This is a genomic window from Faecalibacterium sp. DFI.5.82, from assembly GCF_029076575.1.
GTDB classification, from domain to species: domain Bacteria; phylum Bacillota; class Clostridia; order Oscillospirales; family Ruminococcaceae; genus Faecalibacterium; species Faecalibacterium duncaniae.
Window position 1 is genome coordinate 98,348 of the sequence record NZ_JARFIS010000007.1, and the last position, 22,081, is coordinate 120,428.

Here is a 22,081-nt window from a genome sequence, read left to right on the forward strand (position 1 = left end):
CGGTATGAAAAGCGAACATCTTGTGGGGACGAGCATCCCCCGTTTCACCTACGACACCCCCACGGTGCCGGGCAATGATTTTTACGCCCTGTGCGAGGGGGAGCATCCGCTGTGCATGATCTTCCTGCCTGGGTTCGACCACCCTGTCAGCCGCGAATATATCACCCGTTACCTGAAAACGCTGCCCCAGCTCAAGGGGGCACGGCTTGTCTGTGTGGTACGTTCCTCGGCGCAGGCGGTGGCTAAGGCCACCCATGGCTCAGATTTCCCCTTTCCTGTCATCTGCGACGGCCCCGGCGTACTGTACGGCTACCTGGGCGTAGAGCAGACCCGCGGCCTGCTGAGCTGGAGCTTTGCGGCCCAGAAGATCTACAAGGCCGCCAGAGATGCCGGTTACCACTACGACACCAAAGCCCCTCAGCTGCTGCCGCTGACGCTGGTGGTGGGCCATCTGGGCAAGATCCTGTTCACCCACTCGGGCCGCAGCCAGACCGACCTGCCCGAGGACTGCGCCGCCATCAGCGAGATCGTGCGGGCTGTGGAGAAGGCCACCGCCCCCACCGACGGCCCCGCAGACCCCCACTGCTCGGACGAGACCCTTACCCTGCCCGATCTGGTGGGGTGGGATAACTGAATGATCCACAAAAACGGCTGCTGCACATTTTCCGTGCAGCAGCCGTTTTTTCATTCTTCCGTTTCCTCTGCAAACAGCCCCGGGATGCCGCAGACAGCGGCCACACCCACCACCGTAAACACGATGCGCGACCAGATTGAGCTGCTGCCGCCCAGCAGCCAGCCCACAAAGTCAAACTGGAACAGGCCCACAAGCCCCCAGTTGATGCCGCCAATGATCATCAGGATCAGGCACACTTTATAAAAGGTCTGCACAAAAAGACCTCCTTTCCTTTGGGCAGTTTTCCCCATTGGAAAGGAGGTTATGCATGTTACAGCATCCACTTCGGGCTGATGACCCGCGCGCCGCCCCGATCGGGCTGAGCCACATACACCTGCGGCCACTGCACCCTGACAGCCTCGGCAGCGCTTCGGGCAGCTTCTTCGCTCTCAAAGATACCAAACACAGCCGCGCCGCTGCCGGTCATCAGGGCAGTGACAGCGCCGTTCTCTTTCAGCGCGGTCTTGATGGCCTCGTTGTCTCTGGCACCGCTGCATTCCTCCAGTGCGTTGCCTGCGGCGGCACACACACCCGCCAGATCCTCGGCGCGGATCGCCTTTTCCTGGGCTTCGCAGTCGGGGTGGGTGCTGCTGCCCACTTTGTCATAAGCGGCAAAGGCTTCCGGGGTGGAAACGCCGTAATCGGGCATGACCACCGTGAACCAGCAGTCCGGGCAGGGCGGCAGGGCTTTCATCACATCGCCCACGCCCTGCACCCGGCAGGTGCCGCCCATCAGGGCAAAGGGCACATCCGCGCCGATCTTTGCCCCCAGCGCGCAGAGCTCACTCATGGAGAGCTTTGCGCCATAAAGGACGTTCAGGCCCACCAGCACACCGGCGGCATCGGCGCTGCCGCCCGCCATACCGGCACGCACCGGCACATTCTTGTAAATGGTGATCTCTACACCCGCCAGCAGGCCGGTATAGTGGAAGAAGGCCAGCGCCGCCTTGATGGCCGTGTTGGAATCGTTGGCGGCCACCGGGCTGCCCGGCAGGGTCAGGCTCAGGTTCTGGCTGCGGCGCAGCACCACCCGCTCGTACAGGGTGATGGCCTGCATCGTCATATCCAGGTTATGGTAGCCGTTGGGCAGCAGGCCCACCACATCCAGCGCCAGATTCAGCTTGGCCGGGGCCAGAACGGTCACGCAGTTCAGTTTTGCCATCGTTCTTCCTCCTCACTGCTCTCCGCTGTTGATGCCGTTTTCTTTCAGGAACGCCCGGATGCGCTTCATGGCCTCGGTCAGGTGCTCCACGCTGTAAGCATAGGAAACACGGCAGTAGCCCTCGCCGGATGCGCCAAAGGCATCGCCGGGCACCAGCGCAACATGCTTCTGCTCCAGCAGCTTTGTGCAGAACTCCTGGCTGGTCATACCGGTGCTCTTGATGCAGGGGAAGGCGTAGAACGCACCCCGCGGCTCAAAGCAGGTCAGGCCCATAGAGTTAAAGCCGTGCACCACCAGGCGGCGGCGCATGTTGTACTCGTCCCGCATCTTGTCGATCTCACCGTCGCAATCCCGCAGGGCGGTGATGGCCGCATACTGGCTGGTGGTGGGGGCGCTCATAATGGCGCTCTGGTGGATCTTGGTCATAATTTTGATGATGGGAGCCGGGCCGCAGGCATAGCCCAAGCGCCAGCCGGTCATGGCATAACTCTTGGAAAAACCATTCACCACAATGGTCCGCTCGGCCATGCCGGGCAGGGTGGCAATGGAGACATGGGGCCGCAGGCCGTAGTTCAGCTCGGCGTAGATCTCATCCGAAAGCACCATGACGTTGGTATCCCGCAGGACCTCCGCAATGGCTTCCAGATCCTCCCGCTCCATCACCGCACCGGTGGGGTTGTTGGGGAACGGCATGATAAGGAGCTTGGTCTTGGGGGTGATGGCGGCTTTCAGGGCCTCGGGCCTGAGGCGGAACTCATCCTCCTGGCGGCAGGGCACATGCACCGGCACACCGCCGGACAGGGTGGTGATGGGCTCATAGCAGACAAAGCAGGGCTCCGGGATGATCACCTCATCCCCGGGCTGCACAATGGCGCGGATGCACATATCAATGGCTTCGCTGCCGCCCACGGTCACCAGCACCTCCCGCAGGGGGTCGTAGTGCAGGTGCATCCGGCGCTCCAGATATCTGCAGATCTCCGCCCGCAGCTCTTTCAGGCCTGCGTTGGCGGTGTAGCGGGTGCGGCCATGCTCCAGGCTCTCGATGCCTGCTTCCCGCACAGCCCACGGTGTTTTGAAATCCGGTTCGCCCACGCCCAGACTGATGCACTCAGGCATATCAGCGGCCAGATCAAAGAATTTGCGGATGCCGGAGGGGCGCATCTCCCGTGCGGCAGGCGCGATCAGTTTATCGTAATCCATCACAGAACCGTGCACTCTCTTTCATCGATCTCTTCGTCCTGATACAGGCGGCCCTCTTTTTTATAGGTGCGCAGGACAAAATGGGTGGCAGTGGACAGCACATCGTCCAGCGGGCTCAGGCGCTTTGCCACGAACAGGGCGATTTCCTGGAAAGTCTGGCCCTTGATGACCAGCTGCAGGTCATAGCCGCCGCTCATCAGCAGCACGCTCTCCACCTCGTCAAAGGCGGCAATGGTGGCTGCGATCTCATCAAAGCCGCGGCTCTTCTTGGGGCTGACGTTCAGCTCGATGACTGCTTCCACCCGGTTCACCCCGGCCTTTTCCCAGTCCACAAGGGTCTTGTAGCCCTTGATGATGCCCTGCGCCCGGGCCAGGTCGATCATAGCCGCCACCTCGGCGGGGGATTTATTCAGCATGGTGGCAATGTCCTCAATGGGCAGCCGCGCATTGTCTTCCAGAATCTTCAAAAGCTGTTCCATGGTCGTTTCTCCTTTGTTTTGCGCGGGTGGGCGTACCCGCCCCGCTGTTATTTTTCAGTATAGCACAAGAATCGCCGCTTTGCATCTTGTTTTTTACATCAAAGCAGTATAGAATGTCTTTTCCGCCTGAAAACTGCTCTTTTTTCCAAAAAGAGTGTTCAAAAATCGGCAAATCTGCTATACTGGAATTAAACCCTTCCGTCAAACCCCTCCGTCAAAGCCTGACGGCTTTGCCACCTCCCCTAATAGGGGCGGCCTTGGCAGAATGATACAGTTTGTGCGGAACGGGGAACTTGCAAAACTCCACGCAACGCCAGAGGCCCCACTACTAGGGGGGGGGGGCTGGCGCGAAGCGCCTGAGGGGTTTTTACCAGAAACAATGGGGGTAAGGAATATGAAAGCGTTTATCACTGTCATCGGACACGATACCGTGGGCGTTGTTGCCAAAGTGGCCGCCCTTTGCTGCGAGCTGAACATCAACATTGAGGATGTGACCCAGAGCGTTCTGCAGGGCATGTTTGCCATGATCATGCTGGTGGACATCTCCAAGTGCAGCGTCAGCCATGAGGAGCTGCACACCCGCACCGATGCTCTGGCCAAGGAGATGGGGATGCAGATCAATCTGACCCGTCAGGAAGTTTTTGACGCGATGCATACCATCTAACAGACAAGACCTCTCAGACGCTTTGCGCCAGCTCCCTTAATAGAGGTGGCATTGCGAAGCAATGACGGAGAGGTTCAGAAAGGATACTCTTATGAGCATGATGAATACCGGCGACATCCTCGAGACCATCGAGATGTTCACGCAGGACAATCTGGACGTGCGCACGGTCACCATGGGCATCAGCCTGCTGGACTGCATTGATCCGGACCCGAAGAAGGCCTGCGAAAAAATCTACAGCAAGATCACCACCAAGGCAGCCGATCTGGTGCCCGCCGTGGAGCATATCAGCGCCGAGTACGGCATTCCCATCATCAACAAGCGGATCAGCGTCACCCCCATTGCCATGCTGCTGGGTGCCTGCCCCGATGCAGACCCCGTGGACTTTGCCAAGGCACTGGATGCCGCAGGCAAAAAGGTGGGCGTGAACTTTGTGGGCGGCTACACCGCCCTTGTGCACAAGGGCTTCTCGGCCGGTGACCGCCGCCTGATCGAGTCCATCCCCCGCGCACTGGCCGAGACCGACATCGTGTGCAGCTCGGTGAATATCGGTGCCACCAAGGCGGGCCTGAACATGAATGCCATCAAGCTGATGGGCGAAGCCGTGAAGAAGGCCAGCGAGCTGACCGCCGACCGCCAGTGCATCGGCGCGGCAAAGCTGGTGGTGTTCTGCAACGCACCCGAGGACAATCCCTTCATGGCCGGTGCATTCCACGGCCCCGGCGAGCCCGACTGTGAGATCCACGTCGGCGTTTCCGGCCCCGGCGCTGTGCGCGCCGCGCTGGCAAAGCTGCCCAAGGATGCTCCCATCGACGAGGTGGCGGAGCTGGTCAAGCGCACCGCCTTCAAGATCACCCGCGTGGGCCAGCTGGTGGCCAATCTGGCCTCCAAGGCTCTGGGCGTGCCCGCGGGCATCATCGACCTTTCGCTGGCCCCCACCCCTGCTGTGGGCGACAGCGTGGCCAACATTCTGGAAGAGATGGGCCTTGAGACCTGCGGCTGCTGCGGCACCACGGCCTGCCTGGCCCTGCTGAACGATGCTGTGAAGAAGGGCGGCGTGATGGCCTCCAACCATGTGGGCGGCCTCTCCGGTGCCTTTATCCCCGTCAGCGAGGACGACGGCATGATCCACGCCGCCGAGTGCGGCTGCCTGACCATCGAAAAGCTGGAAGCCATGACAGCTGTCTGCTCGGTGGGCATCGATATGGTCATCATCCCCGGCGATACCACCCCCGCTGTCATCAGCGCCCTGATCGCCGACGAAGCCGCCATTGGCATGGTGAACAGCAAGACCACCGCTGTCCGCGTCATTCCCGCCATCGGCCGCAAGGCAGGCGAGATCCTGGATTTCGGCGGTCTGCTGGGCTATGGCCCCATCATGCCGGTGAATCAGCGTGACCCCTCGGTGTTCATCAACCGCGGCGGCCGCCTGCCGGCTCCCATGCAGTCTCTGAAGAACTAAAAGGAACAACCCTCTCAGTCAATGCTTCGCATTGCCAGCTCCCCCGAAGGGGGAGCCCTTGGCATTACAGTCAAACTTCACTGCAAAAATCAAGTATCAGAATAAAATGTGTCAAACAGGCCCATTCTCTGGTTATCATTTCCAGAAAAGGGGCCTGTTTTTTATGCTGCCATTCTTTGCCCGCACGCTCACCCGCCGTGAGATGGCGCTGGGGTGCGCCGTGCTTTCCCTTGCGCTGATTCTGAGCACCCTGCCTGCTGCCCTGCGCTGGGGGCAGGCACAGCTGGACACCGGGGCCCTCCTCTGTGCCGACACCCTGCGCTTCCACATCCGGGCCGACAGCGATTCCCCTGCCGACCAGACCGTCAAGCTCGCCGTGCGGGATGCCGTTCTGGCCTACGCCGATGTCCACTGCACCGCACAGGACAAGCCTGCCGCCCTGCGCTGGGCGGCAGAGAACCTGCCCGCACTGGAGCTGACGGCCCGGGCCGTGCTGGCAAGGCAGGGGATTTTTTCCACCGTTACGGTACAGCTGGTGGAAATGTACTTCGATACCACCCGCTATTCCACCGGCATCCTGCCCGCCGGGCGGTATCAGGCCCTGCGCATCGACCTGGGCGGCAACGCCCGCCACGGCAAAAACTGGTGGTGCGTGCTCTACCCGGGGCTGTGCCGCTCTGCCTGCGGCACCTACGCCCTGCCGGAGGAAAACGATCTGGTGTGTGGGGGTTATGTGGTGCGTTTCAAATGCGTGGAGTGGTGGCAGCGGGTGACGGCGAGCCGGGAGGATAAAGTGCTGGTCGAAACAGCCTCGCCCTCTCAGGCGCGGAGCAAAGACGGAGAGGGCAAAAATGCTATGGCACACCTCCCCACAGCGCTGCATACGCTGTCGTGGAAGGAGTGTGACCACAATGGCGATCCCCGCTTATTATTCGTTGATCCAAAAGGGCTCCTACGGCCCGGACGAAGCCCTGGTGCAGACCTGGCTGAACGGCGTGCGTGACCAGTGCAGCTATTACCCCGCACTGACCACAGACGGCCGCTTTGGCACCAGGAGCGAAAACGCCGTGAAAGAATTCCAGCTCCGGAACAATATGAACATGGACGGCAAAGTCGGGGCAAACACCTGGAACGTCCTCTACGCAAAGTACACCGCAAAGCACGGGCTGGCGGTGCCCTATCCCGGCATCGTGATGCGCACCGGCATGTCCGGCGGCACCATCCGGCTCATCCAGCAGAAGCTCAACACGCTGGGGGAGAAGATCGGCACGGACGGAAAGTTCGGCGCCCGGACTGCCGACGCTGTTCAGCGGTTCCAGCGCCGCAACGGCCTGAAGGCCGACGGTGCTGTGGGTAAAGCCACCTGGGAGAAGCTGTTCCCCGCTAGTTAAAAATTTCAATCGGCTCCGGGCAAAAATGCGGTTAAGAGATCTTCACGCCGACAGGCGGGAATCTCCAGCATTTTTGTTCGGAGCCCTCTGCTTTGGGGTTACTAGGGGCGAGCAGCCCCTAGTTCGTGCCTCCCGCGCTTCGAAAGTAGCGGGTGCTTTTCTGGTTCTCTTTTGGCACGCAAAAGAGAACATTCCGTGGTATAATAGAGCCATCCTTTTAGAAAGGGGGCTTCCCCATGCGTTTTCTCCACCTCTCCGACCTGCACCTGGGCAAACGGGTCTGCGAGTTCTCCATGCTGGACGACCAGCGCTATATTTTAGAGCAGATCTTATCCCTGCTCGATTCCCACCCCGTGGATGCCGTGCTGCTGGCCGGTGACCTGTACGACAAACCCGTGCCGCCTGCCGAGGCGGTCCGCCTGCTGGACTGGTTCCTCACCGAGCTTTCCCACCGGGAGCTGCCGGTATTCGCCATCTCGGGCAACCACGATTCCGCCGACCGGGTGGCCTTTGGCTCTGCCCTGCTGGCCGAAAGCAGGGTCTACGTCTCGCCGGTGTTTTCCGGCCCGCCGGAGCCCATCACCCTCACCGACGCACACGGCCCGGTCGATCTGTACTTACTGCCTTTTTTGAAGCCCGCTATGGTGCGGCATGTCTGGCCGGACGCGCCCATTGAGAGCTACAACGATGCCCTTGCCTGCGTGCTGGATCACTGTTCGCCTGACCCGGCCCGCCGCAGTGTGCTGGTGGCGCACCAGTTCGTGGCAGGAGCTGCCTCCTGCGAGAGCGAGGAGCCCAGCGTGGGCGGCATCGACTGGGTGGATGCCGCCCTGTTCGACAAGTTCGACTATGTGGCGCTGGGGCATCTGCACAGCCCCCAGAAGGTGGGCCAGGATACCCTGCGCTACTGCGGAACGCCGCTGAAGTATTCCTTCTCGGAGGCCAGCCAGCACAAGAGCGTGACCTTTGTGGAGCTGGGCGAAAAGGGCAGCGTGACCATTGCCGCCGAACCGCTGGTACCCCGGCACGATCTGCGGGAGCTGCGCGGCAGCTACATGGAGCTGACCGACCGCCGTAATTACGAGGGCACTGCCGTGGACGACTACCTGCACATCACCCTGACCGATGAGCAGGACCTCCCCGAGGCACTGGCCCGCCTGCGGGTCATCTACCCCAACCTGATGCGGCTGGATTACGACAACCGCCGCACACAGACCCGGCAGGAGCTGGATGCCCCTGCAAAGGCCGAACAGAAAACACCGCTGGAGCACTTTGCAGATTTTTACCAGCTGCAGAACAACCAGCCCCTGACCCATGAGCAGGCGGTATTCTGCCAGCAGCTCATTGAAAGCATCTGGAAGGAGGAGGACGCATGAGACCACTCAAGCTGACTCTCTCGGCCTTTGGCCCCTATGCAGGCACCACCACCCTGCCGCTGGAGCAATTGGGCAGAGGCGGGCTCTACCTTGTCACCGGTGACACCGGCGCGGGCAAGACCACCCTGTTCGATGCCATCACCTACGCCCTGTATGATCATTCCAGCGGCGGCGTGCGGGATGGGGCCATGCTCCGCAGCAAATATGCAGACCCCGGCACCCCCACCTTTGTGGAGCTGGAATTTGAGGTGCGGGGGCAGCGGTACACCGTCCGGCGCAACCCGGAGTATCTGCGCCCCAAGGCCCGGGGCGAGGGATTCACCACTGAAAAGGCGGATGCCGCCCTGACCTATGCCGACGGCCGCCCGCCTGTGACCAAAGCCAAGGAGGTGACTGCCGCTGTCATTGATATCATCGGGCTGGACTACAACCAGTTTTCCCAGATCGCCATGATCGCGCAGGGGCAGTTCACCCGCCTGCTCAACGCCACCACTGAGGAGCGGAGCAAGATCTTCCGGAAGCTGTTCCGCACCCAGCGCTACCAGAAACTGCAGGAGGCGCTGGCCGAGGAAAACTCCGCCCTCACGGCCCAACGCGCCGCCCTGAATGCAAAGCTGGACGCAGTGCTTGCAGGCATCTCGTATGATGCCGCAGACCCGGAGGCAGAAGCGCTGGGGGCGCTCTCGGCGCAGATGCCGCCGGACGCAGTGACCACCCTGCTGGAGGGGCTGACCGCCCGGCAGGAAGCTGCCGCCGCACAGGCCGCAGATGCGCTGGCTGCGCTGGACAGGCAATTGAGCACATTACAGACCACGCTGGGCGCGGCAGAGCAGGCAGAGCGCCAGCGGCAGGCGGTTGCCGGAGAGCTGGCCAAGGCCCGAAGTACCGCCCAGCTGGAATCCGCCAAGGCCAGCACCCGGCACAAAACACTGAAAGCGCTGGATGCGGCACTCACAGCCTCTGAAGCAGAGCTTGCCGCACTGGCCGATGCCGACACCCGCCGGGTAGAGCTGGAGGCCGAAGCGGCCCGTCTTGCCCAGCGGGAAACCGCGCTGAACGAGCTGGCCCGGAGCCTGACAGAGTGCCAGCACCGGAACACAGCCGCACGCGCCGCGCAGGAGGCCTACCGGCAGGCGGCGGGCAGACAGACCGAGGCCCATTCTGCCCGTGACACGCTGGAACGGGCTTTTCTGGATGCGCAGGCGGGCCTGCTGGCTCAGACGCTGGAAGAGGGAGCCGCCTGCCCTGTCTGCGGCAGCACCCACCACCCGGCCAAAGCCCACCTGCCTCACACCGCCCCCACCGAAGTGCAGGTGAACAAAGCCAAGCAGGCCGCCGCCCAGGCCGACAGCGCCGCACAGGAGGCCAGTGCCGCCGCGCGGGAAGCACTGACGCGGGAGCAGGAGGGCCGCGCCCAGCTGCGAAAGGATGCCGAAGCGCTTCTGCCTGAGCGGTTTACTTCGCCCGAGGGGCCGGTGCCCCTGACCGTGAGCCTGCTCAAGACTGCGCTGGCCGAGGAGAACGATGCTCTGCACACCGCACAGGCTGACCTGAAGCAGCGCCAGACCAAAAACCATGCCGACTGCCGCCGCAAAAAAGAACTGGAAGCCCAGCGCAAAGCACAGGCAGAACAGCGCACCGCTCTGGAAGCGCAGGTGACGGCAGCCCAGCAGGCTTCTGCCGCCGCCCAGGCTGCGGTGCAGACACTGGAAGCCCGGCAGACTGCGGAGCAGACTGCGCAGCCCCAGATGATCGCAACGCTCAAGGCAGAGCAGAACGAGCTGCTGGCCCGGCGCAAAGCCCTTGCCGCACAGGAGAAAGACCTGAACGCCCGGCTGCTGCCCAACCGGAGGGCGCTGGCCGATCACCGGAAGCTTGCCGACCAGCGGGACGCGCTGGATGCCCGTTGGCAGTGGGTAAACGCACTGGCCTCCACGGCAGGCGGCACCCTGAGCAGCAAGCAGAAGATCCGGCTGGAGGCCTACATCCAGATGAACTACCTCGACCGCATCCTTGTCCACGCCAACACCCGCCTGATGCAGATGACGGCGGGCCAGTACGAGCTGGAGCGCATCGGTGCCGAGAACCAGCGCAGCCAGTCGGGCCTTGACCTGGGAGTCATCGACCACTACAACGGCACCCGCCGCAGTGTCAAGACCCTGTCCGGCGGCGAGAGCTTCAAGGCCTCGCTGGCGCTGGCCCTGGGCCTTTCCGATGAAGTCCAGAGCACCGCCGGCGGCATCCGGCTGGACACCCTCTTCCTCGATGAGGGCTTCGGCTCGCTGGATGAGGAATCGCTGGAGCAGGCCATCCGGGTGCTCTCCGGCCTGACCGAAGGCGACCGACTGGTGGGCATCATCTCCCATGTCGCCGCCCTGAAGGACCGCATCGACCGGCAGGTGGTCGTACACAAGGAGCGGAGCGGTGGCAGCTGGGTGGAGATTGTGACGTAACCCCACCGACAAAGCCTATCGGCTTTGCCACCTCCCCTGGTAGGGGAGGCCTTGGCAGAGCGGTTCAGCCTGCACACAAAGGGGAACTCACCAAACTCCATGCAACGCCAGAGGCCCCACTACTAGGGGGGCTGGCAATGCGAAGCATTGACTGAGGGGTTTCACCCCTTTCCCGCATAAACGACTACACCTCCGCACACATTAAGTGCGGAGGTGTTTCTTATGTCCCACAAGCAAAAGAATGTCGGCCCCACATCCAGCCGGGTGAGCCCGCCGCTGGGGGCACTGCCCAGCCAGCCGGACAGCCCGGAGATGCAGCTGCCGCCGCCGGAACCGGATCTGCCGCCGATCCAGGCGGTCCCCATGACGGACGGCACACCGGCAGCCTGTATGCAGAAAAACGCCAAGGAATTTCTGGCAGGAAATACACCCGGAGTAATGGCGCAGTATGCCCCCGGGCTGTTCAGCACGGAGCAGAAGCGAAACAGCCGCCAGCCCGCACCGGATGACCCGGAGGCGGTAAAAGAACTGGTTCGCCTGCGGGAAGAGGAGCCTTATGGTTGACTCCCTCCGTCACACTCCGCGCGCCAGCTCCCCTCGCAGGGGAGCCTTTGGCAGGACGTTCCGTTTTGCGGATATCACATCCGGCTCCTGCAAGTAAATTTAAAATTTTCAAATTATTTTCCAATTACCTGTTGAAATCTTCGCCGCGTTCTTATATTATGATAACAAACAAAGCAAAGGCAGGTAAGGAAACATGGCAGAAATCAAATACGAAGTGGTCCAGCGCATTGCAGTGCTGTCTCAGCGGCCCCGCGGCTGGGAGCGCCAGCTCAACCTCATCAGCTGGAATGACGGCGAACCCAAGTACGACATCCGTGATTGGTCCCCGGACGGTACCCGCATGGGCAAGGGCATTTCCCTGAGCGGCGAAGAGCTGGCCATCCTCAAGGGCATTCTGGAAGATCTGGAGCTGTAAGATGGACTACCGCGAGGAGTTTTTGCAGATCTGGCATCAGCATGTCTCCCGCCCGGGCAGCGAAAAGCTGCTGGACTGGCTGGACAACAAGACGGATTTCTTCTCGGCTCCGGCCTCCACCCGGTTCCACGGGGCCTGTGACGGCGGCCTGTGTATGCACAGCCTGAACGTCTACCATGCCCTCCACGATGGCTTTTTCACCGAGGGCGAGAGTGAGGAGAGCTATGCCATCTGTGCTCTGCTGCACGATCTGTGCAAGGCCAACTACTACAAAAAGGGCACCCGCAATGTAAAGAACGATGCCACCGGCCAGTGGGAAAAGGTCCCCAGCTACAGCGTGGAGGATCTGTTCCCCTATGGCCACGGCGAGAAGAGCGTGTTCCTGATCGAGCGGTTTATGAAGCTGAAGGTCGAGGAAGCGGTGGCCATCCGCTGGCACATGGGCGGCTTTGACGATGCGGCCAAGGGCGGCTGCTTCGCCATCTCGGAGGCCTACGACAAATATCCGCTTGCCGTCAAGCTCCACATTGCCGACCTGAAGGCCACCTACCTCATGGAACACCGCACCAGCGCCGTGCGGTAACATCCCTAAGACGCAAAAAAGACGATGCACAGCGTTTGTGCATCGTCTTTTTGTTATACAGTCATTAAGCTTTCCAGCTGATGTACCAGATCCACCGCCTGATGGTCGAGCGCCGTGGTGGGCTTCCAGTCCGGCTGCGCAAAGGGGCGGCGTTCCTCCTCCGGTTCCGGCGGCGCGGCCTGCGGGGCAGGCTCCTGCTCTGGTACAGCATCCGGCTGGGGCTGCTCTGCCTTGGGGGCATCCGCCGCCGGGTGGAACACGATCACCGGCAGGCCGGGCTGTTCCAGCACCTTGGGCTGCGGGGGCACGGGCGGCAGCAAACTGTTTGCCCGCGCCTGCTCACACAGAGCTTCCAACTCGGCGTTCTCCTGCCGCAGTGCCACCATCTCCCGCTCACAGGCGTAAAGCCGGGTCTGGTAACGGCGGATCTCCGCATTGGCAGCGGCAAGACGGCGGTTCAACAGCTCCGCCTGAGCGGGCTGGCTCGGGAGCCGTCTCCCGGTTTCCGGTTCGACCTGCGCCATCGTTTCCTCCACTTCCTGCACCCTGCGCAGAGCGCGGCGGTATTCACGGGCAGCGGCGGCACAATAACGCTCCACACAGCGCAGCACACTGGTCCTGCGGCAGCTCAGCCATTCGGTGCGCAGCCAGATGTCGTTTGGTACCATCTCTGCTCCTCCCGCTCACGCGCGCAAGAGACCACGCCCCCTCCCGGGCGGTTCACACTGTAACTTACAAACTTACTTGCGCTTATTCAGGATCGCCAGCAGCTCATCGTAGTAACGGTTGTCGCTGCTCTCTTCCTCCACCGGCTTTGCAGCGCTGTTTGCGGCGGCAGCAGGCTGCTGCTTTGCAGCACCCGCGCCGGACACATCAGAGCTGAACACTGCGCTGGGGGTGGAAGCACCGGCACCGGCGGCGTTGTTCAGGCTGCTGCGCAGACCATCGGCGGCCTTGTTGTCAAAGCCGGTGGCCACAACGGTAACGCGCATCTCATCGGACAGGTTCTCATCGAACGCAGTACCCCAGATGATGTTTGCATCGGGGTGAGCGCTCTGGGTGATGAGGCCGGCAGCAGTCTCGACATCCTCCAGGCCGATATCGGGGCTGGAGGTGATGTTGATGATCACGCCGTGTGCACCGGCAATGCTGGTTTCCAGCAGCGGAGAGGAGATTGCAGCCTTGGCGGCGTTCTCTGCCTTACCTGCGCCCTTGGCGCTGCCCACGCCCATGTGGGCGTAACCGGCATCCTTCATAATAGAGCGCACGTCTGCGAAGTCCAGGTTGATGAAGGCGGGCACATTGATCAGAGCGGAGATGGATTCCACGCCCTGACGCAGCACATTATCGGCGGCCTGGAAGGCGTTCATCAGGGTGATCTTTTCCTGGCTGATCATCTTCAGGCGCTCATTCGGGATAACGATCAGGCTGTCAACGTGCATGAGCAAATTTGCAATGCCCTGCTCTGCCAGGCCCATCTTGCGCTTGCCCTCAAAGGAGAAGGGCTTGGTGACGATGCCCACGGTCAGGATGCCCAGATCGTGTGCCACCTCAGCCACAACGGGAGCCGCACCCGTGCCGGTGCCGCCGCCCATACCGGCGGTGATAAAGACCATCTGGGAGCCCTTCAGGGCATTTGCGATCTCGTCCTTGCTTTCCTCGGCAGCACGCTGGCCGATCTCGGGATCAGCGCCCGCGCCGCGGCCCTTGGTGAGCTTGGAGCCCAGCTGCACCTTGGTGGCAGCATGGTTCTTGGCCAGCGCCTGCTGGTCGGTGTTCATTGCAATAAATTCTACGCCCTGCAGACCGTCGCTGACCATGCGGTTGACTGCGTTGCCGCCGCCGCCGCCCACACCAATGACCTTGATCGTTGTAACGTTTTCATCCATTTCTTCGTCGAGCATGAGTGCCATAACTTTTGTCCTCCATCGGATATGTTATCGTAAACCTGCGCTTTTCGCACAAGAAGAGTTCGATACTATACTTATATAACTGTATCGTATCATCTTTTTGCCCCGATTGCAAGACAAATTTGTTTTTTTGCAGAGGTTTTTTTGGCCGACCCGTTTCCCGGGGCCGATTCCCGCCGAATTTGCGCCCCCAAACCGGCCAAAATCTCTGTAAATCCGGCATAGCCCCGGTCGATATGCGCTGGGTGGGTGATGACCGTGGTTCCACGGGCCGCAAGCCCCGCCAGCACCAGTGCCGCCCCGCCCCGCAGGTCGGGGGCCTCCACCACGGTGCCGCACAAATGGCCGCCCGGCGCAATGGTCAGCACCCTGCCCGCCGTTTCGGCCTGTGCGCCCAAGCGGCAAAAACCCTCAGCACAGCCGAACCGGCGCTCAAAGATCACGTCCTCGATGCTGCTCTCGCTGTCGGCACAGAGCATTGCCGCCGCCAGCAGCGGGGCAGCATCGGTGGCAAGGGCCGGATAGGCTCCGGTGAACACCCGGCCTGCCCCGTGCAGCCGCCCAAACCGGGAAATTCGCACCGTATCCCCCGCCGGTTCCACCTGGCACCCCATTTGTCCCAGAATTTCCAGCACCGGCGCATAGAGCGCAGGGGCGCAGCCGGTCAGTTCCACCCGGCCGCCCGCCGCCGCACAGCCGCAGGCCAGCGTGGAAGCAAAAATACGGTCGGGCAGGGGCGAAAAACAGCACCCGGAAAGCCCCCGCCGCCCTTCGATGCGGATCGTGGAGCTGCCTGCCCCCTCGATGCAGCCGCCGCACCGGTTCAGAAAAGCGGCAAGGTCGGCGATCTCCGGTTCCCGGGCTGCTCCCCGCAGGATGGTCCTGCCTCTGGCACAGGCAGCGGCCAGCAGAAGCGTCTCGGTGGCCCCTACGCTGGGGAAACGCAGGGTGATCTCGGCCCCGTGCAGGCCGGAGGGAGCCGTCAGCACCAGCCGCCCTTCCCCCGCTTCCAGCTCCACCGCCCCCATTTTTGCCAGCCCCGCCAGATGCAGGTCGATGGGCCGGGCCCCGATGCGGCACCCGCCGGGCAGGCTGGTCTCAGCGCGGCCCAGCCTTGCCAGCAGGGGTGCGCAGAACAGAATGGAGGCCCGCATTTGTCCCGCTGTTTGCCCCGGCAGGGTGCTGTTGGCAGGCGGACCGGAGAGTACCGCATCACTGCCCTCCCACCGGGCGGCACAGCCCACGCCCCGCAAAAGCGCCATGCAATGTTCCACGTCCGCAAGGCGGGGCACAGCCTGGAGCCGCACCTCTCCCGTGCAGAGCAGCGATGCTGCAAAAAGCGGCAGAACGCTGTTTTTTGCAGTCGGAATTTTTACGCTTCCGTTCAGCGGGCGGCCCCCTGTCACCACGATCCGTTCCTCCATGTCCGTGCCCCCATTCCGCAAAAGATACCCCACCGTATGCAAAACAGGGCCGGAGTGTGAGGCGGACAAGTTTGTTTGGCAATTTATAGCATCCTCGCCCTCTCAGGCGCTTCGCGCCAGCACCGGGTTGCGGCTCCCAGCATCCGCTTCGCGCAAACCCTTGCGCTTGCGTCCTGCTGGCCGCGGCCCCAACAACTCCTCCCTCATTCCGCCGCAGGCGGTGGTCGTCGTCGTTGCTCCCAAAGGGAGAGCCTTTGGCAATTCAACTTTATGTTTTCTATTCCGTCAGGTCTCACCTCTTGATACGGATAGGACAATACCCATCTCTCCCAACAACATCATCAGGCTCGTTCCTCCGGAGGAGAAAAAGGGCAGGCTGATGCCGGTGTTTGGGATGGTATTGGTGACCACGGCCACATTGAGGACAGCCTGCAGGGCCACCTGCACGGTAAAGCCCACCACCAGCAGCGCCCCAAAACGGTCAGGAGCATGGGCGGCAATGGTAATGCCCCGCCAGAGCAGCAGCACGAACAGCAGCACCACGGCGCAGGCCCCCACAAAGCCCAGTTCCTCGCAGACGATGGAGAAGATGAAGTCGTTCTGGGGTTCGGGCACAAACAGATGCTTCTGGCGGCTGTTCCCCAGCCCCAGCCCGGTGGCCCCGCCGGAGCCGATGGCGTACAGGCTCTGGATGGTCTGGTGGCCGTCCCCCAGCGGGTCGGCAAAAGGGTCCTGCCAGGAGCGCAGGCGGTCGGCAGCGTAGGGCACAAGGTCCGGCATAACGACCACCGCCACCCCGATGGCGGCCGCCCCGCCCACGCCCGCCAGCACGAACCACCGCAGACCTGTGCCGCCCACGAACATCAGCACTGCCCCGATGCCCAGGATCAGCAAAGTGCCCGAAAGATGGGGTTCCAGCAGCATCAGCGCCGCCACCACCCCCAACACCAGCACAAAGGGCAGCACCCCCACCGCAAAGCTGCGCATCCTGTCATGGTTCAGCGAGATGATGTGCGAAAACACCAGCACCACGGCAAATTTTGCGATCTCGCTTGGCTGCAGGGTACCCACCCCCGGCAGCACCAGCCACCGTTTGCAGCCGTTGTATTCCGGCATAAAAAGCACCACCACAAGCAGCACCAGCGAGACCCCCAGCAGCGGCCAGGCCAATTTGTGGAAGATGTGATAGTCCACCCGGCTGGCCAGCCACAGCCCCGCAATGCCCATGGCAGCGTAGAGCAGCTGGGGGCGCAGGTAGGCAAAGGCATCGCCCCGCCGGTAAAGGGCCACCGCCCCCGATGCACTGCCCAGCATCACCAGCCCGAATCCCACCAGCGTGAGTACCAGCACCAGAAACGGCAGGTCCATGGCCGGCAGCGGCCGCAGCGGTGCCTTGTGCCGCCCGCCCCGCGGCAGTGCCGCAGCTTCTTTCATCTCGTCACCCCCAGTTTTACTATTGTACGCCATGCTGCTGTTGGCTATACGGATATTATCGTGACGTTGTGCATATCTTGTACACTAGCTCACCCTCTCAGGCGCTTTGCGCCAGCTCCCCCAAAGGGGGAGCTTTTGACAAAATCATAAACTTTGTATCGAATGCCAAGGCCTCTCCCTTCGGGAGAGGTGGCATCGCGTCAGCGATGACGGAGAGGGTGAGCCCGTTAAAGGGGGTGACATCATGCCCAGATTTCTCCGCACCCTGCCTGAGCGGGGATTCCGCCGCCGGGCACGGGCCGTGGCGGTGCTGTTCTGTGCTGTCTGCCTGGGGCTGGCCGTGCGGCTCTTTTTCCTGCAGGTGCGCACCGACGGCTTTTATGCCGACCGCGCACAGGGCCAGCAGCTGCGGGACACCGTGGTCCCCGCAGACCGGGGGCGCATTTACAGTGCCGACGGCCTTTTGCTGGCCGCCAACAGCAGCTGCTGGACCCTGCGGGCCTCGCCCCGGGAGATGCCGGAAGAGAAAATCAACCTTGCCGCCCACGGCCTTGCGGAGATCTTAGCGCTGGACGAAGCGGCCCTGCTGGAAAAGTTCAGCGACCGCCGCTCCAACGACTGCCTGCTCCGCTACCGGGTGGACCGTGCCGCAGCCGATGCTGTGCGGGACTTCTGCGAAGAAAACAGCATCACCGGCATCCGCATCAATCAGGACAGCAAGCGCTGGTATCCGCAGGGCGCGTTTCTGGCTTCGGTGCTGGGGTTCACCAATGTGGACAACGCAGGGGTGGCTGGGCTGGAACTGAAATATGATGATCTGCTCACCGGGGAAAACGGCGTGGTGCTCACGGCTGTCAACGCCTGGGGCTACACACTGGAGCAGAGCTACGAGACCGAGCGTTTTCCCACCGAGGGGGACGGCCTGCGGCTCACCATCGACAGCTGTATCCAGCACTACCTTGAAAACGCGCTGTCCTACGCTGTGCAGGAGCACCATGTGGCGGCGCGGGCCGTGGGGATCGTCATGGATGTGAACACCGGAGCCGTGCTGGCCATGTCCACCACGCCCTCCTATGACCCCAACGAGCCCCGCGTCATTGCCGACACCGCCGCCCGGAACACCGTGGAAGCCCTGACCGGTGATGCGCGCAAGGCCGCTTTGCAGCTGGCCCAGCAGACCCAGTGGCGGAACAAGGCTGTCAGCGACCTGTACGAGCCGGGCAGCGTGTTCAAGCTCATCACCTGCGCGGCGGCGCTGGATGCCGGAGCCATCACAAAGCATTCCAGCTTCTACTGCGGGGAATCCATCTCGGTGGCAGGCACCCGCTTCCACTGTGCCAACCACAAGCGCCACGGAGCCCAGAGCGTGACCCAGGCGCTGGAAAATTCCTGCAACCAGAGCTTCATCCAGATCGGAGCCCGGCTGGGCAGGGAGGCCTTCTGCGATTATTTTGCCGCCTTCGGCCTGCGGGAGCCCACCGGCATCGACCTGCCCGCCGAGCCGAAACAGAGCCTGTACTATACCGCCGACCGGATGGGCCCGGTGGAGCTGGCCTCCTGTGCCTTTGGGCAAAGCAGCAAGATCTCGTATCTGGAAATGGCGGCGGCAGTCTGCACCGTGGTCAACGGGGGAAAGCTGATGCAGCCCTACGTCGTCTCGGAGATCCTGGCCCCGGACGGCAGTACCATTGAGCAGCTCGCCCCTGTCTGCAAACGGCAGGTGCTCAAGGCAGAGACCAGCCAGACCATGCGGGAGATGATGGAGGCCGTGGTGCTCTACGGCGGCGGGCGGAACGCCCAGATCCCGGGCTACCGGGTAGGCGGAAAAAGCGGCACCAGCCAGAAGCTGGACAGCGCCGACGAAAAAGCCCGCATTGCCAGCTTTGTGGCGGTGGCTCCCATCGACGATCCGCAGTTTCTCTGCCTGGTCTGCCTGGACGAACCCCACAGCTGGACGACCGCAGGCGGCAGCCTGTCGGCCCCGGTCTGTGCCGAAGTGCTGGAGCAGACGCTGGTGTACAGGGGCGTGCCCCGCGCCACGGAAGCCCCGGCTGCCTCCACAGCAGAGACCGCCGCCGACCTCCCCGCTGACGGCGACAGTTTTGACGGGGCCTGAAAACGGGCAGCAAAAAAGACCGCCGAAGCGGTCTTGAAGTGCTTGTTTTCAGTTCTGGTGCGGCTGCTCGCGGAACTTGATCTCGCCGGTCTCGCTGTTCATGGATTCCACAATGGCAAGGCTCTCCAGCTGGATGCCCTTGCTGCGGATGAGCTCGCCGCCCTGCTGGAAGCCCTTTTCCACGGCAATGCCAATGCCCTCAACCGTGGCTCCGGCCTCCTTGGCCAGATCCAGCAGGCCCATCAGGGCACAGCCGTTTGCCAGGAAGTCATCGATGATCAGGACATGGTCCTCTGCGGTGAGGAACTTTTTGGAGACGATGACGTTGTAGATCTTCTTGTGGGTAAAGGACTGGATCTTGGTCTCATAGTTGTCGTAATCCAGGTTGATGCTCATGGACTTTTTGGCAAACACCACAGGAACATTGAACTCGCTGGCAACCACAGCGGCAATGCCGATGCCGCTGGCCTCAATGGTCAGCACCTTGTTGACGGGCTTGCCCGCAAACAGGCGCTTCCACTCCTTTGCCATCTCGCGGAACAGGGGGATGTCCATCTGGTGGTTGATGAAGCTGTCCACCTTCAGCACATTGCCCTCGCGCACGATCCCGTCTCTCTGAATGCGTTCTTCCAGCAGTTTCATATCCGTCTCTTCCTCCAAGCTTTGGTACTGCATTTTGATTTTACCTAGTATACCGGATTTGCCCCCCTGTTTTCAAGGTCTTTTGGCATTTTCTCTCTTGTTTTTCAGCAAAATTTGAGTATACTGGAAGCAACGGCTCCGGGTGGATTTCCGGGGCGCTCCGGGCACAGGGAAAGGTGCCCGTTTTCTGCATCCTGCCGCCTGTTCGGGCGGGATGCATTGTGAGGAGAAGGAGTATCACGCGTATGAAGACCGGATTGATCCTGGAAGGCGGTGCCATGCGGGGCATGTTCACTGCCGGTGTTCTGGATGTTCTGATGGAGCAGGGCATCACGGTAGACGGCATGGTAGGTGTTTCGGCGGGAGCAGTGTTCGGCTGCAACTACAAATCCCACCAGATCGGGCGGACCATCCGCTACAACACCACCTACTGCAACGACAAACGCTATGCCAGCTTCCGCAATCTGCTGCGCACCGGCAACCTGTACAGCGAGGATTTCTGCTACCACGAGGTGCCCGAAAAGCTCGACCCGTTCGACGACAAGGCTTTCCGGGAATCCCCCATGGATTACTTTGTGGTCTGCACCGATGTCCGCACCGGCGACCCCATCTATTATAAGTGCCGCACCGGTGATGCGGAGGATGTGCGCTGGATGGAAGCCTCGGCATCCATGCCACTGGCCGCAAAGATCGTCAAGATCGGCCATTACGGCCTGCTGGACGGCGGCGTTGCCGATTCCATCCCCATCCGCTTCTTTGAGTCCATCGGCTACAAGCGGAACCTCATCATCCTGACCCAGCCCAAGGGGTTTGTGAAAAAGAAGAACCCCATGCTGCCCGCCATCCGGGCACGGTATCTGCGCTATCCTGCCTTTGTGGAGGCTGTGGCTGACCGCCACGAGCGCTACAACGAAACCCTGAGCTACATCTCCATGCTGGAGCAGTCCGGCAAGGATTACGTTATCCGCCCGCCCATCCCGCTGGAGATCGGTGCCATGGAGCGTGACCCCGACCAGCTGCGCCGCGTCTACGAGACCGGCCGGGCCGTGGCACAGATCCAGGTGGATAAGATCCGGGCCTTCCTTGAAACTGCAAAGGCAGAAGCCGAGGAATGATCACTGTGCCATACTGGGGCAAATCAAAACAGGAGGCACTGATTTATGAACACTCTGGATGCCATTCTCACCCGGCACAGCTGCCGGGAATTCACCGACAAACCCATCAAAAGCGAAACACTGCACCAGCTGCTGGAAGCGGCCATGAGCGGCCCCAGCTGCGTCAATGCACAGGATTGGTCCTTCGTGGTGGTGACCGACCCGGAAAAGCTGGCACAGATGGCCGATGCCAACGGCCGCCCTGCCGAGCCGCTGCGGAAAGCTGCCGCCGGTATCCTCGTCTGCGGCGACCTTGACCGTGCGTTCCGCTTTGCAAAGGACTACTGGGTCATTGACGGAGCCATTGCCGCCCAGAACATCTGCCTTGCTGCACAGGAGCTGGGGCTTGGCGCAGTCTGGCTGGGCACTTGGCCCCAGATGGACCGGGTAGAGGCCCAGCAAAAGCTGTTCGCTCTGCCGGAGACCATTGTGCCCCACTCCATCATCGCCCTTGGCTACCCGGAAGCAGACCTTACTGCCCCGCGTAAGAGCCGCTATGAGGATGACCGGGTGCATTTTAACCGGTGGTAGATCTGCCAAACGCAAAGGCTGTTCTTCACAAAAAAAGCATGGCGTGTCATTGTCAAAAATCACAACATGAGCGTTCCTGCTTGATACTTTACCATATTGCTCCTCTTTCATCCAAGTGGAACAGACTGTGCAAAACAGACTTTCCAGCGCGTTTTCGTTCTTTTCTATTATAACACAAACCTGTACAACATCGTGGACCAGATCTTTATTGCAAACGCCAGTTATCTGGGTTCCTACGACAACGCCCTTGCCGGTGAGGAAGCCACCGATTACCTCTATGAAATGGGCCACCGCCGCATTGCCTATTTGGGTGTCAGCAACGCCATGCTGTTTTCGGCAGAGCGCAGGCGCGGCTACCAGATGTCCCTGCTGAAGCATGGCATCACTCCCCGGGAGAGCTGCTGCCCGCCGGAAGTCTGATCAAAACAATGAGGCCGTTCCCTCTCTTTCT

24 protein-coding genes are annotated in these 22,081 nt (G+C 61.7%); 14 read left to right on the forward strand and 10 right to left on the reverse strand.

Annotation, left to right across the window (positions count from 1 at the left end):
* Positions 1-4: 4 nt before the first annotated feature.
* Entirely contained in the window at positions 5-634 is a 630-nt protein-coding gene (locus tag P0G09_RS09930) for a hypothetical protein (RefSeq protein ID WP_098923009.1), read from the forward strand.
* Positions 635-684: 50 nt separating this feature from the next.
* Here P0G09_RS09930 and P0G09_RS09935 read toward each other — a convergent pair whose 3' ends face one another.
* Genes P0G09_RS09935 through P0G09_RS09955 form a run of 5 tightly spaced genes read right to left on the reverse strand, consistent with a single transcriptional unit; the run spans position 685 to position 3,719 of the window.
* Positions 685-888: a DUF378 domain-containing protein gene (locus tag P0G09_RS09935; RefSeq protein ID WP_227611521.1), complete on the reverse strand. Its 204-nt coding sequence runs from the start codon at positions 886-888 to the stop codon at positions 685-687.
* 56 nt (positions 889-944) lie between these two features.
* On the reverse strand, positions 945-1,835 hold the full coding sequence (ispE, locus tag P0G09_RS09940; protein WP_275252561.1) for a 4-(cytidine 5'-diphospho)-2-C-methyl-D-erythritol kinase: 891 nt from the start codon (positions 1,833-1,835) through the stop codon (positions 945-947).
* Between the two features lie 12 nt (positions 1,836-1,847).
* The gene (locus tag P0G09_RS09945) at positions 1,848-3,035 is read right to left on the reverse strand and encodes an aminotransferase class I/II-fold pyridoxal phosphate-dependent enzyme (protein WP_275252562.1); all 1,188 of its coding nucleotides are present in this window, start codon (positions 3,033-3,035) and stop codon (positions 1,848-1,850) included.
* The gene (locus P0G09_RS09950) at positions 3,035-3,514 is read right to left on the reverse strand and encodes an Lrp/AsnC family transcriptional regulator (RefSeq protein WP_005935606.1); all 480 of its coding nucleotides are present in this window, start codon (positions 3,512-3,514) and stop codon (positions 3,035-3,037) included. Before P0G09_RS09950 ends, P0G09_RS09945 begins: the two co-directional genes overlap by 1 nt.
* Entirely contained in the window at positions 3,465-3,719 is a 255-nt protein-coding gene (locus P0G09_RS09955) for a hypothetical protein (protein ID WP_275252563.1), read from the reverse strand. Before P0G09_RS09955 ends, P0G09_RS09950 begins: the two co-directional genes overlap by 50 nt.
* Before the next feature lie 189 nt (positions 3,720-3,908).
* Between P0G09_RS09955 and P0G09_RS09960 the strand changes: the two genes are divergently transcribed.
* From P0G09_RS09960 to P0G09_RS10000, 9 genes are all read left to right on the forward strand, one after another.
* Positions 3,909-4,178 carry an ACT domain-containing protein gene (locus tag P0G09_RS09960; protein ID WP_035394907.1) on the forward strand — a complete coding sequence of 90 codons (270 nt, stop codon included), beginning with the start codon at positions 3,909-3,911 and terminating at the stop codon, positions 4,176-4,178.
* A gap of 91 nt (positions 4,179-4,269) precedes the next feature.
* A complete protein-coding gene (locus P0G09_RS09965; RefSeq protein ID WP_275252564.1) occupies positions 4,270-5,637 on the forward strand; it encodes a PFL family protein in 1,368 nt (455 codons plus the stop codon).
* Positions 5,638-5,800: 163 nt separating this feature from the next.
* Entirely contained in the window at positions 5,801-6,640 is an 840-nt protein-coding gene (locus P0G09_RS09970; protein WP_275252565.1) for a stage II sporulation protein R, read from the forward strand.
* Positions 6,612-7,028, forward strand: a complete 417-nt coding sequence (locus P0G09_RS09975) for a peptidoglycan-binding protein (RefSeq protein ID WP_275252566.1) — start codon at positions 6,612-6,614, stop codon at positions 7,026-7,028. Before P0G09_RS09970 ends, P0G09_RS09975 begins: the two co-directional genes overlap by 29 nt.
* 236 nt (positions 7,029-7,264) lie before the next feature.
* Complete coding sequence (locus P0G09_RS09980; RefSeq protein WP_275252567.1) at positions 7,265-8,404, forward strand: exonuclease SbcCD subunit D; 1,140 nt, start codon at positions 7,265-7,267, stop codon at positions 8,402-8,404.
* A complete protein-coding gene (locus P0G09_RS09985; protein ID WP_275252568.1) occupies positions 8,401-10,857 on the forward strand; it encodes an SMC family ATPase in 2,457 nt (818 codons plus the stop codon). The genes P0G09_RS09980 and P0G09_RS09985 overlap by 4 nt, the downstream gene beginning before the upstream one ends.
* 222 nt (positions 10,858-11,079) lie before the next feature.
* On the forward strand, positions 11,080-11,421 hold the full coding sequence (locus P0G09_RS09990) for a hypothetical protein (RefSeq protein WP_275252569.1): 342 nt from the start codon (positions 11,080-11,082) through the stop codon (positions 11,419-11,421).
* Positions 11,422-11,614: 193 nt separating this feature from the next.
* Positions 11,615-11,836 carry a PC4/YdbC family ssDNA-binding protein gene (locus P0G09_RS09995; protein WP_005935630.1) on the forward strand — a complete coding sequence of 74 codons (222 nt, stop codon included), beginning with the start codon at positions 11,615-11,617 and terminating at the stop codon, positions 11,834-11,836.
* Between the two features lies 1 nt (position 11,837).
* Positions 11,838-12,419: a hypothetical protein gene (locus P0G09_RS10000; RefSeq protein WP_005935632.1), complete on the forward strand. Its 582-nt coding sequence runs from the start codon at positions 11,838-11,840 to the stop codon at positions 12,417-12,419.
* Between the two features lie 53 nt (positions 12,420-12,472).
* Here the strand turns inward: P0G09_RS10000 and P0G09_RS10005 are convergent, their stop codons facing one another.
* From P0G09_RS10005 to P0G09_RS10020, 4 genes are all read right to left on the reverse strand, one after another.
* Entirely contained in the window at positions 12,473-13,087 is a 615-nt protein-coding gene (locus P0G09_RS10005) for a hypothetical protein (protein ID WP_215666438.1), read from the reverse strand.
* A gap of 72 nt (positions 13,088-13,159) precedes the next feature.
* The gene (gene ftsZ / locus P0G09_RS10010; protein ID WP_005935636.1) at positions 13,160-14,332 is read right to left on the reverse strand and encodes a cell division protein FtsZ; all 1,173 of its coding nucleotides are present in this window, start codon (positions 14,330-14,332) and stop codon (positions 13,160-13,162) included.
* Between the two features lie 89 nt (positions 14,333-14,421).
* Complete coding sequence (locus tag P0G09_RS10015; RefSeq protein WP_275252570.1) at positions 14,422-15,753, reverse strand: UDP-N-acetylglucosamine 1-carboxyvinyltransferase; 1,332 nt, start codon at positions 15,751-15,753, stop codon at positions 14,422-14,424.
* Between the two features lie 285 nt (positions 15,754-16,038).
* Positions 16,039-17,187, reverse strand: coding sequence for a putative peptidoglycan glycosyltransferase FtsW (locus tag P0G09_RS10020; RefSeq protein WP_275252571.1), 1,149 nt, complete (start codon positions 17,185-17,187; stop codon positions 16,039-16,041).
* A 244-nt stretch (positions 17,188-17,431) separates the two neighbouring features.
* Here P0G09_RS10020 and P0G09_RS10025 point away from each other — a divergent pair, with 244 nt between their 5' ends.
* Entirely contained in the window at positions 17,432-19,303 is a 1,872-nt protein-coding gene (locus tag P0G09_RS10025; protein ID WP_275252572.1) for a penicillin-binding transpeptidase domain-containing protein, read from the forward strand.
* A 48-nt stretch (positions 19,304-19,351) separates the two neighbouring features.
* Here the strand turns inward: P0G09_RS10025 and P0G09_RS10030 are convergent, their stop codons facing one another.
* On the reverse strand, positions 19,352-19,945 hold the full coding sequence (locus P0G09_RS10030; protein ID WP_035394911.1) for a xanthine phosphoribosyltransferase: 594 nt from the start codon (positions 19,943-19,945) through the stop codon (positions 19,352-19,354).
* A gap of 245 nt (positions 19,946-20,190) precedes the next feature.
* Between P0G09_RS10030 and P0G09_RS10035 the strand changes: the two genes are divergently transcribed.
* From P0G09_RS10035 to P0G09_RS10045, 3 genes are all read left to right on the forward strand, one after another.
* Positions 20,191-21,060 (forward strand): patatin family protein, encoded by an 870-nt coding sequence (locus P0G09_RS10035; RefSeq protein WP_098923035.1) that lies wholly within the window; start codon positions 20,191-20,193, stop codon positions 21,058-21,060.
* A 45-nt stretch (positions 21,061-21,105) separates the two neighbouring features.
* Positions 21,106-21,630, forward strand: coding sequence for a nitroreductase family protein (locus P0G09_RS10040; protein ID WP_275252573.1), 525 nt, complete (start codon positions 21,106-21,108; stop codon positions 21,628-21,630).
* Positions 21,631-21,822: 192 nt separating this feature from the next.
* On the forward strand, positions 21,823-22,050 hold the full coding sequence (locus tag P0G09_RS10045) for a hypothetical protein (RefSeq protein WP_275252574.1): 228 nt from the start codon (positions 21,823-21,825) through the stop codon (positions 22,048-22,050).
* The last annotated feature ends 31 nt before the right edge of the window (positions 22,051-22,081 follow it).